Annotated in this window: 12 protein-coding genes; 6 read left to right on the plus strand and 6 right to left on the minus strand. The window is 57.2% G+C overall.

The window, feature by feature from the left end; genetic code table 11:
• Nucleotides 1-8 precede the first annotated feature (8 nt).
• Nucleotides 9-323 carry a hypothetical protein gene (locus KP814_RS06755; RefSeq protein WP_216736041.1) on the minus strand — a complete coding sequence of 105 codons (315 nt, stop codon included), beginning with the start codon at nucleotides 321-323 and terminating at the stop codon, nucleotides 9-11.
• Nucleotides 324-511: 188 nt separating this feature from the next.
• Between KP814_RS06755 and KP814_RS06760 the strand changes: the two genes are divergently transcribed.
• Entirely contained in the window at nucleotides 512-1,564 is a 1,053-nt protein-coding gene (locus tag KP814_RS06760) for a PLP-dependent cysteine synthase family protein (protein WP_216736042.1), read from the plus strand.
• A 41-nt stretch (nucleotides 1,565-1,605) separates the two neighbouring features.
• Here KP814_RS06760 and KP814_RS06765 read toward each other — a convergent pair whose 3' ends face one another.
• From KP814_RS06765 to KP814_RS06775, 3 genes are all read right to left on the minus strand, one after another.
• Nucleotides 1,606-2,406, minus strand: coding sequence for a class I SAM-dependent methyltransferase (locus tag KP814_RS06765; protein WP_253938215.1), 801 nt, complete (start codon nucleotides 2,404-2,406; stop codon nucleotides 1,606-1,608).
• Between the two features lie 281 nt (nucleotides 2,407-2,687).
• Entirely contained in the window at nucleotides 2,688-4,487 is a 1,800-nt protein-coding gene (locus KP814_RS06770; RefSeq protein ID WP_216736044.1) for an ATP-binding protein, read from the minus strand.
• Nucleotides 4,488-4,521: 34 nt separating this feature from the next.
• Nucleotides 4,522-5,028 (minus strand): hypothetical protein, encoded by a 507-nt coding sequence (locus KP814_RS06775; protein WP_216736045.1) that lies wholly within the window; start codon nucleotides 5,026-5,028, stop codon nucleotides 4,522-4,524.
• Nucleotides 5,029-5,396: 368 nt separating this feature from the next.
• Here KP814_RS06775 and KP814_RS06780 point away from each other — a divergent pair, with 368 nt between their 5' ends.
• Genes KP814_RS06780 through KP814_RS06790 form a run of 3 tightly spaced genes read left to right on the plus strand, consistent with a single transcriptional unit; the run spans nucleotide 5,397 to nucleotide 9,924 of the window.
• The gene (locus KP814_RS06780; protein WP_216736046.1) at nucleotides 5,397-6,050 is read left to right on the plus strand and encodes a glutathione S-transferase family protein; all 654 of its coding nucleotides are present in this window, start codon (nucleotides 5,397-5,399) and stop codon (nucleotides 6,048-6,050) included.
• A 42-nt stretch (nucleotides 6,051-6,092) separates the two neighbouring features.
• A complete protein-coding gene (locus KP814_RS06785; protein ID WP_216736047.1) occupies nucleotides 6,093-9,032 on the plus strand; it encodes a hypothetical protein in 2,940 nt (979 codons plus the stop codon).
• On the plus strand, nucleotides 9,025-9,924 hold the full coding sequence (locus KP814_RS06790; protein WP_216736048.1) for a mechanosensitive ion channel family protein: 900 nt from the start codon (nucleotides 9,025-9,027) through the stop codon (nucleotides 9,922-9,924). The genes KP814_RS06785 and KP814_RS06790 overlap by 8 nt, the downstream gene beginning before the upstream one ends.
• A gap of 225 nt (nucleotides 9,925-10,149) precedes the next feature.
• Here the strand turns inward: KP814_RS06790 and KP814_RS06795 are convergent, their stop codons facing one another.
• Entirely contained in the window at nucleotides 10,150-10,752 is a 603-nt protein-coding gene (locus KP814_RS06795; protein WP_011400375.1) for a hypothetical protein, read from the minus strand.
• A 494-nt stretch (nucleotides 10,753-11,246) separates the two neighbouring features.
• Here KP814_RS06795 and KP814_RS06800 point away from each other — a divergent pair, with 494 nt between their 5' ends.
• Both KP814_RS06800 and KP814_RS06805 read left to right on the plus strand, forming a co-directional pair.
• A complete protein-coding gene (locus KP814_RS06800; RefSeq protein WP_216736049.1) occupies nucleotides 11,247-12,650 on the plus strand; it encodes a sodium:proline symporter in 1,404 nt (467 codons plus the stop codon).
• A gap of 11 nt (nucleotides 12,651-12,661) precedes the next feature.
• Nucleotides 12,662-13,564 (plus strand): metallophosphoesterase, encoded by a 903-nt coding sequence (locus KP814_RS06805; protein WP_216736050.1) that lies wholly within the window; start codon nucleotides 12,662-12,664, stop codon nucleotides 13,562-13,564.
• Here KP814_RS06805 and KP814_RS06810 read toward each other — a convergent pair.
• Nucleotides 13,513-14,496, minus strand: a complete 984-nt coding sequence (locus tag KP814_RS06810) for a calcium/sodium antiporter (protein WP_216736051.1) — start codon at nucleotides 14,494-14,496, stop codon at nucleotides 13,513-13,515. The genes KP814_RS06805 and KP814_RS06810 overlap by 52 nt on opposite strands.
• Nucleotides 14,497-14,569 lie beyond the last annotated feature (73 nt).

Raw genomic sequence — 14,569 nt, forward strand, 5'->3', positions numbered from 1 at the left:
GTGAAATGTCAGTGGGGCATCATGCCAAAGCAGAGGAAGAGCGACAAGCGTGCAGACGCCAGGAAAAAGGGTGGGAGGCCGGCGTTGCGACCGGCTCCCGGGGTGGCGGTTAAGCCTATGCCGTCCCTGGCGACGAAATACTTTTCGCTCCACAGCGCCTGAGCATACGACTTTCCGGTTCCCGGCGACATCTGGGGATAACGCGCGCGCTGCCAATCGCCACGCACGTAGGCGCACAACGGGAACTGGCCGGAAAATTGCTGCAGGATTTGGGAGGGCGCGAATGCTACAGAAAGCCCCTGGCATTTACAAGGAAATCCCATCCGCCGCAGCGGTTAAAATGTCAGCGTTTGTAACTGAATGTAAGATAACGGAACGACTCACCTGCTCTGGTGTATGTTTAATAAGGTTTGGACAAAAAGACTCGACAAATTGAGTAGTGGGTTTAATAGCTGAAGGCTATATACTTATAACTCTGAAAACTAACCACAGAACTAAGAGGTAATCGGGCATGAGTTGGGTCAGTGAGGCGATTCAGAAGATTGAGGCGGATTTCCAACGTTCGGCGGACACGCATTTGATCAAGGTCGATCTGCCCTGCATTCCAGATATTCATCTCTATTTAAAAGACGAATCCACCCACCCCACCGGCAGCCTGAAACATCGCCTGGCGCGTTCCCTGTTTTTATATGGGCTGTGCAACGGCTGGATTCGCGAGGGGACGACGATCATTGAAGCGTCCTCCGGCAGCACTGCGGTGTCCGAAGCCTATTTCGCCCGCTTGCTGGGACTGCCTTTTATCGCGGTGGTGCCGGCGTCCACGTCGCAGCAGAAGCTGGATCAGATTACGTTCTACGGCGGCAAATGCCATAAGGTCAGCACGGGTAGCATTTATGACGAGGCGGAGCGACTGGCGCGGGAAGTCGACGGCCATTATATGGACCAGTTCACTTACGCGGAGCGGGCGACGGACTGGCGCGGCAACAACAATATCGCCGAGTCCATTTTCCAGCAGATGCGGGCGGAGCCTTTTCCTATTCCCACCTGGATTGTGATGAGCGCGGGCACTGGCGGCACCTCCGCCACGATCGGGCGCTATCTGCGTTATCAACAACACGCCACCCGGCTGTGCGTGGCGGACCCGGAAAATTCGGTGTTTTACGATTACTACCAGACCCGCGACGCCTCACTGACTCTGGCGCAACCCTCCTGCATTGAAGGCATTGGTCGTCCGCGTGTGGAGCCGTCCTTTATCGCCGGTATTGTGGACCGCATGATCAAGGTGCCGGATGCGGCTTCCATGGCGTCGCTAAGCTGGCTGCAGCATTTATTGAATCGTCGTTGCGGCGGCTCCACCGGCACCAACCTGTACGCCACCGTACAATTGCTGGCGGAGATGCGCGCCCGGGGCGAATCTGGTTCAGTCGTCAGTATGATCTGCGACGGCGGCGAGCGTTACCTGGATACTTACTACAACCCTCAATGGCTGCGGGACAAAGGCTTCAACACGGTTCCCTATGAGGAACAACTCAAGCGTTTTGAATGCAGTGGCGAGTTGAACTGAGCGGCTTCCGCCGCAGTGGATGCGGCGGTTCTCATCATCGACTAGCCCGCACAGACGCTATCGTTGACCTGCACGGATGCGGCTCCCAGACTGAGGAATTTGTCGCTGATCACGTTCGGGCGGCGGAATGCGATGTGCAATTCGTCGCTGAGCGATTCCAGATAAAAGCCGTGAGTTTGTAACACGCGCTGCAGACTGCGGCGGGTATGAAACGCCATGTGCGCATTGCGCGGACAGGCGTACCACCAATCCACTCCCTGCATTTCAATATCTCTGGGCTGCAACAGCGTGCTCAGCAGCAGCGCGCCGTTCGGCGCCACCAACGAACATAGCTCTTTGAACAGGTTGTGCTGATCGCTGACATGCTCCACCACTTCGAAGGTGGTGACCAGGTTGTAAATCCGGGAAGGCTTTTTACAGTTGGCGTGATGGTGAGGGTCGTAAGTAGCGCAATCGCTGAAGCCCTGACGACGCAACAGACGTTCCAGATGCCCTTCGCCGCCGCCGAAGTCGAGCAGGGACTCATTCCTTAGATCATCGCCCAGGGCGCGGGTCAGGAATTGCGACAGGCGAGCGGCGCGCTCACCGGCGAAGGGCGGATCGGCTTTCAGGTAGTCGCTGTTGTACACCTGCCGCTCGAAGTCCGCATCGCTCCAATCGTCAAAATAGGGCGTGAACATGAAGCCGCACTCGCGGCAACGGTAGTAATCGACTTGAATGAGGGACGGGGGAAAGACCCGGCGGCCTTCAAAATGATCACTGCCGGATTTGTTGAAGTCCGTGGCTCCCACATAATTCACACCGCCCATGCAGATCCTGCAGGCGTGTACTGCTTTGTCCATAATCGCATCCATTTCTATGCTTATTAGTATCGTCGGCGCTGCCGGAGCGCATCCGACCGACGCCGTCCTGAACCCTTTTTCTTTTTTTGATGGCCTACCCGCACAGCAAGCGCCGCCGCGCGCGCGCCAGCTGCGCCTCAGGCCCGAGGGGCTGCGCCAGCGTGAATAGACCTATGCCGTTAATATAAAACGAAAAGCCGTAAAATATCCAAGTTTCGTTGGAAACAGCGCGGCGCGATAACGTAAAGCAGGTATGAATGTGGCTGGAGGGCCAGGCGCGTCTAGTGCGCCTGTGGGCGACCGAGGTATTTGAAGATAGTGGACTTCATCAGCTCCACGTCGATGGGCTTGAGGATGAACTCCTGAAACTTGAGGCCTAGCCGACTGGCTTCCTGGCTGCCGTTCACATTGGCGGTGACAGCGACGATGGGGATGTCGGCGAGTTCCGGGTCTTCCTGAAAGCGGGAGCAGACATCCAGCCCGGAAGTAGTGGGCAGGTTGAGATCCAGCAGCACCAGTTGCGGACGATAAGTGCGCGCCATGGCGATACCTTGCTCGCCATTGTTGGTGGTCAGCAACTGGACGTTGCGTAGACTGGCGAACAGGCTCTCCATCAAGCGAATGTTGGAGTAGTTGTCTTCGATATAGAGCACCGTGGCTTTGGGCGCAGCCAGAATCTCCAAATCCGGCGGGCGCGGCGACACGGCTTTGACGGCGCTGCGGTCCTGGGCTTTGACCACATCAAGAATCGGGAATTTCACCCAGAACAGACTGCCTTGGCCTTCCTTGGATTTGAAGCCGATCTGACCGTTCATCAACAGCACCAACTGTTGGCTGAGGGCGAGTCCGATGCCGGTGCCTTCGATCGCCATATCCTGGGCCAGGCGCTCGAAGGGTTTGAATACCTTATGGTGATCTTTCTTGTGAATGCCGATGCCGTTGTCCGCCACGCTCAGGCACAGCATGCCGCTGCGGCTTTCGTGCTCCAGCTCGACCTTCACCCAGCCGCCTTTGCGATTGTACTTGATGGCGTTGGTGAGGAAATTGGTCAGCACCTGAACCATGCGGGTGCGATCCACCTTGATCAGGTAATCCAGGCGCACTTCCGGCTCATAGACGCTGATGTTGTTCATCATCGCCATGGAGCGAATCATGGATACGGACTCATTAACCAGAGACTGCACGGAGCAGGGCTCGATGCTGATGCTGAGCTGGCCGCTCTCGATCTTGGACAGATCCATGATGTCGTTGATAAGAGAGAGCAGGTGCTCGCTGGCCTTGTAGATTTCGTCGATGTTCTGCATCTGTTCCCGGGACAGATTGCGGCTTTCCATCTGCATGAGCTGGGCGAAGCCCATGACCGCATTCAGCGGCGTGCGCAGTTCGTGGCTCATGTTGGAGAGGAAACGGCTCTTGGCGTCGCTGTTGGCCTCCGCCCGACGGCGGTGGAAATCGGCTTCGACCTTGGCCTGTTTCGCCAGATACATCAGCCAGTACAGGGAAATGAAACCGATCAATACGGTTACCGCCAGCACGGACAGCAGCACTTCCGCATAGAAGAAGATATTGGCCAGCTCGTCCCGCTTCGCCACTCGCAGCGTCACCTGCTCCTGGTGGGCGATCAGCGTCAGTTCATGGGCGATGCGGCGGGTTTCGTCGAGCTTGTCGATCAGTTCGGGGAGTATCGGGTCCGGGTCATTGACGGCGTTGTCGAATAAAGGCGACAGGGCTTCGATCTGATACGTGACGGAGGTCATCAGGGCCTGGGTTTTTGGCAGCAGGCTGATGGCCTCGCGAAACTCGCCTTTCTTGAACAGGTCGGTGCGGCTAAGCAGCACCGAGTAACGGATATCCAGATCTTCCGGCAGGTGATCGCCATGCTGCAGCGCATGGGCGATGATCAGCATATTCATCACTTCCACTTCGATCTGATGAATAGACCAATACAAATCGTCCTTCGCGACTCGCACCTCCAACGCACCTTCGCGTAACGTGACTATGGTGGCGGTAACGGCGATGGCGAGTATGACTGTGGCGGCGGCTAATACAACACCGAGAATCGACCGAATTCGCTTTACCAAAAATATCTACTCTGAAAATGACGCGTTACGCGGGTTACTCGACTTTTATCTGAACAAGTTGCCATATGCAACGTTGAAAGAAAATTTCATTTTTGGTTTCGGGGACAAGGTCGAAGGGATAGATGACGAAAACCGGACCTTTTTCCCTGATGTTTAACGTTTCTCCATCTATACGCGTGGCCAGCACGACATCATAGGTTTGAAAATCCTGAATCGGGATGTTGGTGGCGTAGTCGTTCAGAGCGATGGCTTTGACTTTGCCGCCCTGCGCTCCCACCAGTTTCATCAGATCACGCGCCAGCGGGCCGGAAAATGTTTTCGGCGCATCAAACCAGGGCGTACTGGTCTTGATGCTGTGCTGGGGCAGTTGATCGAGCATAGCCAGATCGAATTTCGCTACGTTCCTACCGTTAGTGTTGGCGATTTTACCGCTGACGGTAAGCGCGGCCCTTCCCTGTGGCGCATTGAGTCCCTCTGCGAGGGCGGGGGCGCAAATCAATCCCAGCCCGAATACTACCAAAATAAGACGCAGTGCTTTCATGACGCCCTCAAATGACCATTTCCTTCATAAAAATAACCGACAAGCATGAGCTTTGAATGACGGACAGGCAAATTTTTTTCGGGCTTTGGACCTCGAATTCTCCCTGCGGAAACGCCTCGGAAGCATGCTGCAGCCGTTCAAGGAACAGTTGTAATTAAATAATAATAGACGGATTCGCATTAAATGCTGAGTCAGTTTCTTATCCGGCCCCATAAATTGACAGAAAAGCGGCCGTTTTCATAGTTCGCCTGCGTAAAAAGATTTTTCCGGCCAAACACACGCAACTCTATGAAATTAATACTTCTTTCACTCGCCATCTAGGATTGCCGGATAATTTGATCTAAAGTTGTCCAGTCAAAGGAGGACTTATGCAAACTGAACTTACTCTCGTTATTGGCAATAAGAATTACTCGTCGTGGTCTTTACGCGCGTGGCTGCCATTGAAGCGCAGCGGGCTGGCGTTTTCAGAGGTGTTTGTCCCCCTGATGACGCTGGGTTACAAAGAAAAACTGTTGGAATACTCCCCGGCTGGGAAAGTGCCGGCGCTGTTGATTGACAGCCGTCCGGTATGGGATTCGTTGGCCATCGCCGAATGGGTGGCGGAACAGAAGCCTGAATTCTGGCCCCGGGACTCTCTGGATCGGGCTTGGGCCCGCGCTGTGACTGCGGAAATGCACTCCGGTTTCTTCGGCGTGCGCGGCTCCATGCCGATGAACTGTCGCGCAAGCGGCCGTCGGGTGGAATTGGATGAGGAGACCCGGGACGAAGTCGCGCGTATTTGCGAAATCTGGACCCAGTGTCGGGAAGCCTTCGCGGACCGCGGCCCCTGGTTGTTTGGAGAATGGAGTATCGCCGACGCCTTCTATGCGCCGGTGGCGTCCCGTTTCCGCACCTATGGCGTTGAAGTCAACGCGGTTTGCGCAGGCTATATTGAAACGACCTGGAGCGATCCGTTAATGCAGGAGTGGCTGACCCATGCCCAGCAGGAAACGCAAGTCATCGAAAAAGGGGAGGCGGGATAACCCCCTCCTGTCTGCGGACGTAATCGAAATTTGATGTCTTCGATGCGCACCTTTCTTTCCGTAGCGTGCGGCGCCAGCCGCCGCTGCGGCATTCCTGCTGCTGCCGTCTTATTGTCGCGATGGCGCTGGGCCCTGATGGGGCTTTTTGCGTTGTTGGCGATGCATCAACCTGCTCTCGCCCGCGATCCCTGCGACGCCATTTCCCTGTTGGAGCAACAATGGCGCGTGCGTCTGGCGGAGTCGCAACGGGATATGGCGTCTTTCGCCGCGTTGCGACGGGGCGAGGTGGAGCCTGGATTTCAACTGTCGCATTTAACGCCGGTGGCGCTGGATGATGATTCCGCCGTAGCGGATTACCTGCAAGTGCTGCGCTCTGACGGCTATCTGCCTATCCCACCGTCGGGGCTGGATCAGTGCGCGCGCCTGCTCAAACCGATGCAGGCGCTGCAGGGGGAGCTGACTGCTCAATTAACCCAACTGCGGGACGCGCGGCTGGCGTTGCTTACTCAACCCGCGGATATCCGATGGGCGTTGCAGCGTCTGCTGTTGAAGCTGGAGCGCCTGCAACCATTGACGGCGGAACTGGCGCAACGTCAGGCGGCGTCGCAAAACGTTGGGCCTGACGCAGCGGTAGCGAGCCCAACCCCGTCTTCGCCGGAGGCAGGTAAATCCGCAACCGACCCTGAAGCCCAGGCCGAAGCGGTGCGCCGCGCCGCCGCCGTAGAGCGTCTGGCGGCGATGAGTCAACGCACGCAGACGTTGCTGGCGGAATTGGCTGCGCATTTATATATAGACGCAGCGTCCGGGAGCCTGGACGACTTGTGGCCGCAGATCCTGGCGCTCAGCGGCAATCCCGTGCGGGAACTGGCGACGCGGCTGCCGGATTTGCAAGCGCGGCCCCAGGCGCTGGCTGAAGCCATAGAGGCTCTGCGGGTGCAGGCGACTTATCTGCGCAATCACCGCATTGCGGACGATGGCGTGAGAGCTGCGTTGCGCACCTGGCGTGAGCCGCAGCGGGAGTGGACCGGGTTGCGGCAGGAGTTGATCATGCTGCCGGAAATGACCCTGAATGCATTGGTCGGCCCGGTCGTGGAAGAATACAGACTGGCCCAAGAGCGCCACGAGCAAATAACGCTGTTGTCGCTGTGGTCGTTGCAGGTGATTTTGCTGGCTCTGGCCGCCTGGCTGATGGCGCGGGCCGCAGCCTGGTCGACCCAGGCGCTGTCGCAGTTGCAGCGACGACTGTTGCGACTGCTGGGGCAGACCGCCGCCATGCGGCTGGTCAACGGATTGTTCTGGGTGCTGAAGCCCAATGCACCCTGGCTGATGATCTGGTGGCTGTCCGTCACTCTCAGTAATCTGTCTCCTTCTCATTGGTATCTGTTTCATCTGCTGCGCCCCTTGGGCGTGGCTTACGCGTTGTTCCGCGGCATCCGGGTCATGAGCGAGTGGCTGTTTTCCCGCATGTATGGACAAAGCGGCGTGTTCGTTACTCAGCAAACCGGCGAACTGTTGCGGGCGGAGGCGGGACGTCTGGCGGTCAGCGCCGTGGTGTGTTGGGCGTTGCGGGAAATGGCGTTAGCCACGGGAGGCGGATACGTCTATTTCATCGTACAGAGCGCTGTGATTCTGTATCTGTGGTGTCTGGCGGTGCTGTCGTTACGTCGTCATGGCGATGTCTGCCGTAAGTTCATTTGCCGGTTGAGTAAGGTGAACTCGCGGGAGTCCTGTTCGCTTCTACTGGACCGTGCCTGGATCATCCCCTGGTGGCCGCTGCTGTTCATTGTCGCGCAGGGTTGGGATTTGTTGCTGCGCTTGCACCAACTGCTGGGACAGTTCGACGCCTACCGCTCTCTCAGCGTGCGTATTCTGCGCCTGCATCTGGAAACCGCCACCAGCGCGGAGACCGAGGGCGACGACGCGGAGGCGGATGAGTATCAGGCTCGTTCTTATCGTTATTGGATGCTGGACCGTCCTCGCGAGGAGCAGGCGGTTATTGCTCAGGACGCACTGCTGGCGACCTTGACCAAACCGGCCGCCGACTGGGCGGAAAAGCCGGGCGAGGACAATATGTTGTTGCTGGTGGGTGAGCACGGCAGCGGCAAGACGTCTCTGGTCAGCCAGTTTGAGAAACATTGGGACAAGACGCCAGTGCGTTTTCTCAGCGCGCCGCCGAAGCTGACTTCCGTGGAAGCGGTGACGGCCTTTCTCGCTGACTCTGCGGCCGCGGGCGCAGAGCGAAAGGAAGGGGACGCGCCGGCTGCGCAGAAAAAAGTCGTGATTGTCGATCAGGCGGAAAACTTTTTACTGGCGCAAGTAGGGACGTTGGACGGCGTCAAAGTCTTCCTGCAGCATCTCAATGACGCTTCTCCAGACACATTCTGGATTGTCGTCATGCATGCGCCGACCTGGCGTTATCTCAGTCGGGTTTTCCAGCGTCATCATCAGTTCTCCACGATCATCGCCATGCCCAAGTGGAGTCCTACAGACATTCGCAAACTGCTGTTGTCCCGTCATCATGCCTCACACCGACGCTTGCGTTACGATGAATTGTTGCTGTCGGCGCTGGCGGGAACGGAGTCTGCCTCTTTCAAAGCCGCTGACACCCGCGTCTTCAACCTGATGTGGGAGCTGAGCGCGGGCAATCCATTGACCGCGTTGCATCTGTGGCTGGAATCCGCCCGTTTCGATCACCGCACGGTGGAGATCGGCATTCCCCAGCGTGTGGCGACCTCCGTGCTGAACGCTCTGCAGGACGATGAGTGCTTTATGCTGGCGGCGGTGATTCAGCATGAGAATCTCACCGCGCAGGAGATCGCCGCAGCTACCACGCTGCCGCTGGCGATGGTGCGGCAGACGCTGAAATCCGGCTGCGCGGCGGGTATTTTGTGGGGAGATGAAAAGGACAGATATCGCGTGCATGCGCTTTGGTATCCGGCTTTAACCACTTACCTGGGCAGGAAGAATATTCTGCATGGATAACCAATCAGTCGAAAACCTGTTGCAACTGGGCGGGCTGTTCGAGCCCGGCAAAATCGCGCTGCTGGCCCTGGGTATTTTTATCCTTTGGGGCGTTAACCGGGCGGCCCGGCATCTGTCCGACAGCCTGATGGACAAGCTGCCCAGCCAGCGTTTCCTGACCTTGCAGGTGATCACCTTATTCAGCTTCATCTGGTACATCGGCGGAACCTACTGGCTGCTGGTCACGGTGATCGAACCGCCGAAAGAGTTCCTGCTGGCTATAGGCGGCAGCGCCGTAGTGGCCATTGGCTTTGCGCTGAAGGACATCGCCGCGTCCATGATCGCCGGCATTATGTTGCTGTTTGACCGGCCTTTTCAGGTCGGGGACCGGGTGGCGTTCGGCGACGACTACGGTGAGATTGTCAGCATTGGCCTGCGCTCCGTGCGTCTGCGCACGCTGGACGACAACATGGTGACGATTCCCAACTCCCGCTTTATCACGGAGACTGTCTCCAGCGGCAACACTGGCGCATTGGACATGATGGTGGTGACGGAGTTTTATCTGTCCCTTGATGCGGATCTGGAACTGGCGCAAAACCTGGTTTACGAAGTGCTGGCCACCAGCCGCTTCATTTTTCTGAAGAAGCCGATCAGTTGCGTTATGACGGAAGTGGCGCTGGCGGATCGTCTGGCGGTGCGCCTGACGGCCAAGGCTTATGTGTTGGACGTTCGCTTTGAGAAGGCGTTCCAAAGTGATGTGGTGATGCGGGTGGAGCGTCAGTTTCGCGCGCACCATATCGCCCGTCCGCAGCGGGACGGCGTGCGTGAAAGCGAAGCCGGGCGTAACGCCGTCACATCCGCGCCAATACCGAGTACGTCTTATCGACCGCCTGAGGCGCCCGTCGTAGACTAAGCGCAATGGCCGCAACGAGGCGACCAGCGTTAAGCTTTGTCACTGGCGGTGATAAAGAGGTTGGTGCGGAGCATAGCCCGGCGTGTTTCCAACCGCCGGTCAGGCTTGGCTGCGTGTCGGGCGCAAAGGTCCTCCTGGACGGCTGCCCCGCCTGTGCCTGGCGGTATGTGCGGGAAACGCCGCAATGCAGTTGCGGCGCGCCACATCAGTTACGGAAAACTGGGATCAGCGTTTGAACCAACCTGAGATCTGATCCAGCCAACCTTTTTCGTTGGCGGCCTTCTCAGGCGAATCCTCTCGGTCCAAATGCATGGCGGTCGCTTCCGACAGACCCGGGGGAAGGTCATATTTCTCCTTGTAGGCGTCGATGCACATCAGCATCTTGCCATAAGCCTCCGAATCCTCGGTTATGCCCCGTAATTCGCAGATGCGTTTCACGGATAGCTCGAACGCTTTCTCAAAGCCATGCTTGTCCACCGATACCGATTTAAACAACGGCTTCCGCCCTGGAAGCTTCACCCGTAGTTTAAATTCCGTGGCGGGCTTGCGGCCCTCCCGATGCCGGGTTTGCAATTGCAACCCGAGGATGGTGCCATCCTCGTGGATCAATGTATCGCCTTTCAACATCATGAGCTGACGAACGGCGGACTGCCATTGTTCCAACCGCTGATCGATTTCCTTCGCCTCTTTCATCGCCCTTTTCATGGCTGATTTCGAGGCCCCTTCAACCCGCACGTAGCGTTGTTGCTCGCGCCCGTTGATGGCGCGGGTAATTCGCAGGTAGGTACGAGTGCTGTCGCTGCTGTCTTTGAAAACGGTAATGCCCATATCAATTCACTTTGCTTGAGGAATGAGGAGCTTTATCAAGCTGATTTCGTATAACGAATTCAGAATTGGATAGTTTTCGAAGAATTGAATATCAATACGCTAAAGCGGTGGTATTGGATCAACCTTGGCAACTATCTATCAGATAACGCTTCCCAGTCCATACAATCTCCCTAAAGATGTTGATACCAAACCGAGGGGCGCCACAAATGATACCGCTCCGATAAGTCCTTGTTCGGATCTTCATTCATAACGCACGATTACTGCTGGTGATCGGCGGCGCGGAATGCGCCTGACCCACTATAAGAGACGACTACAATAACGTCACACCTATCAATATAACCACACTCCGTGATTTTTCAAATAGGCTTCATGAGTACATATGTAAATAATGTCTATTCGTTCGAAATCAAGCTAATTTTAGAAAGTTAAGGAAACTTTAATGCAAATAATTGGTCCTATATTCGCATGTAATTACAGGCCTGTAGGGGTGTTTCATGGCTGCGACGTTTTTGCCAGCTTTCGTGGCGATAATCGCCATTTTCAGCATTTTTCTCTCTCCGCGCGCCAAAAGTGACGGCGCTTTCTTCAAAGGCCTCTCACCGGATGGCCGCCAACCCAGCTTAATAACGCTGATATTTTCACAGGTCACCACCTGGATTTTCGCCAGATCCCTGATGAATGCGGCGATCCTGGGATATTACTATGGCCTGTGGGGCGCATTGGCCTACGCGGCCTATTACCTTTCTTTTCTGACTGGCGCGGCCATTATCGATAGTCTGCGATTTCGTCACGGTTGCGAGAGCGTTCAGGAATTTTTACGGTTGCGCTTCGGTGGCGCAGGCGCCTCTTGTTATAACCTGGTGATTGCAATTCGTTTAGTTAGCGAAGTATTCGCCAATTTATTGGTGATCGGCATTCTCTTCGGCTCCGACGGCAGTCATGCCTATGTGATCGCTATTCTCGGATTTTCCGCCATCACGCTTCTTTATTCCGCGTTGGGCGGCCTGCATGCCTCTTTGCGCACGGATGTCTTTCAGATGGGCGTTTTTCTGGTTGTGCTCGCCGCACTGGTAGCGGTGGCGCTCACTGCGGACGACTTCAGTTTCGCGACGCTGTTGTTCAAACCCTTCGTCATTGACGATCCTGGTCCTATCCTGCTGGCGGTGGCGCTGTTGCAGGTATGGAGTTATCCCATGCATGACCCGGTCATGATGGACCGCGGCTTTCTGGCGGACAGGCAAACTACGCGGAAGAGCTTTGTTCACGCCGCCTGGATCAGTAGTCTGTGCATTACGCTGTTTGGATGTCTGGGCGTGTTCGCCGGCGCGCAGGCGCTGCAGGGCGAAGACATGAACGCGGCGCTGACCCGGTTGCTGGGAGAAACGCCGATGCTGATATTCAGTGCCGCGCTGGTGGTGTCTGCGATGTCTACATTGGATTCCACACTGGCCAGCTCGGCGAAGCTGGCGGCGTTGGACATGGGGCTGTTGCGCCCAACGCTGGCTAACGGCCGCGTCGCGATGGCGTTGTTTATGGCGGCCGGTTTGCTGTGCGTCTTTTTTGGCAGCAAGGACCTGTTCGCCGCCGTGGCGGTGAGCGGAACCGCATCCATGTATCTGACTCCTGTAGTGTTTTTCTCTTTGTGGCGGGATTGGCGTGATGTGCCGCTATGGAGCTATTTAACCAGCTTCTGTGTGGCGGTGGGGGGCGCGGCGCTGTATTTCACGGAGTCGTCCAGTTACAGCAACCTGATTGAGCCGCTTTTCGGCGTTAGCCATAAATACAGCAAACTGTTGCTGATTTCTCTGGTCGTGATGGCGGTGGGATGCGCCGCTTTTTGGGTGGGGGCGCGCTTTCCGTTTCGTTCGTCCCGGACGCCGCAACCGGCGCTGGAGTGAAGGCGGCTCACATGACTTTGATGCAAAAGACCCTTGATCTCGGAACCTTCGATGACACTGTCTTGGTGTTTGGCGGTCCCTACGGCAATCTTCAGGCGACCCTGGCGTTGCGAAAGCAGGCGGAGGCGTTGGGCGTCACCCCGGATCGCGTCATTTGCACCGGGGATGTCGCCGCCTACTGCGCGGAACCGCAGGAGGTGGTGGAGGCCTTGCGCGATTGGGGCGTACAGGTGTTGATGGGAAACTGCGAGGAGTCCCTGGCTGCAGACGCCGCCGACTGCGGGTGCGGATTCACTGCTGGCAGCCAGTGCGCGGTGTTGTCGGAAGACTGGTACAGCTACTGTCGTCAGGCTTTGACCGCGGAGGCCAGGGCCTGGATGGGGGCGTTGCCTCGTCGTATCCAGTTTCGGCTGGGTCCCTGGCGCGCAGCGGTGATACATGGCGGCGCTGAGAGGCTGAATCGATTTATCTTCGCGTCCACGTCGCGGGAGATCAAACAAGAAGAAATAGCGCACTGCGATGCGGACCTGATGATCGCCGGCCATTGCGGCATTCCGTTCACTCAGGCGTTGAATGGCGCGGTCTGGCATAACCCGGGCGTCATCGGCATGCCCGCCAATGATGGCTCCCCGGATGTGTGGTGGGCGTTGCTGCGGGTGGATAGCGAAGGACGGTTGCGCATTCGCCACCAGCGCCTGAGTTACGATTATCGTGCCGCACAGGAGAGGATGCGCCACAGTGGTCTCGATAATGGCTACGCCAGCGCGCTGTCCAGCGGTTTATGGCCCAGTATGGACGTGCTGCCCCCTGCGGAGTGCGCGCAACAAGGCGCGCCTCTCTCTTTAACCGAGGAGCTGGTGTTTCAGGCGAGAGACGCCTGCGACAGCGCTGACTGCACTAACCAGATTGTGTAGGCGGCGTAACAGGCGATCAGCAAACCGCCTTTGGTGCGGTTGATCAGGCCCTGGTTGGCGCGGCTATAACAGAATGCGAACAGGGTGATAGTGAGGAAACCCATGACCGGGAAATCCCGATAGAGAATATCCGATTCCGTGGTCAATGGGTGGATAGCGCCGGCGATGCCGATCACCGTCAGGGTGTTGAACAGGTTGGAGCCGATGACGTTGCCCAGGGCGATATCGTGTTCTCCCTTGCGGGTAGCGGCGATGGCGGAGGCCAGCTCCGGCAGCGAGGTGCCGATGGCGACGATGGTCAGGCCGATAATCAGATCGCTGACGCCAAAAAACGAGGCTGTCTCCACTGCGCCCCACACCAACATGCGGGAGCTGGCGGTGAGCAGCAGCAAGCCGATGACGAGCCAGAACAGCGCCATCTTCAGACTCATATGGTCCTGCTCGTATTCCGATTCCAGCTCGCCCACCAGGGCGTCGCCATCTCCCTTTAGCCCGGTCATGATCGACCAGCCCATCACCACCACAAAAATGCAGAGCAGGATGAAGGCGTCGGTTCTGCTCAGGTGTTTATCCAGCAACAGTAAGATGGCGACGGCGCTGACGCCGATCAAGATGGGAAGTTCCCGCCGCACGATGCCGGACTTAACGGCGATAGGGCTTAACAGGGCGGTGACGCCGAGGATCAGAGCGATATTGGTAATGTTGGAGCCGACGGCGTTACCCAGCGCCAGACCGGGACTGCCCTCCAGCGCCGCCAGGGCGGACACCACCATTTCCGGCGCAGAGGTGCCGAAGCCGACGACGACCATGCCGATCAACAGCGCGGGCATGCCGGCGTGTTTGGCGGTGGCGGCGGCGCCGTCCACAAAACGGTCCGCGCTCCATAGCAGGACGATTAACCCGACGAAAATAGCGGCTGCGGCGATCAGCATAGGCTCCTCTATGCGGCGTTAACGTTGAGGGCCGTAATCTATCAGATACTTAGCGCCAGCCCAAGGGGAGGGA

Source organism: Hahella sp. HN01 (assembly GCF_018986435.1).
Lineage (GTDB): Bacteria > Pseudomonadota > Gammaproteobacteria > Pseudomonadales > Oleiphilaceae > Hahella.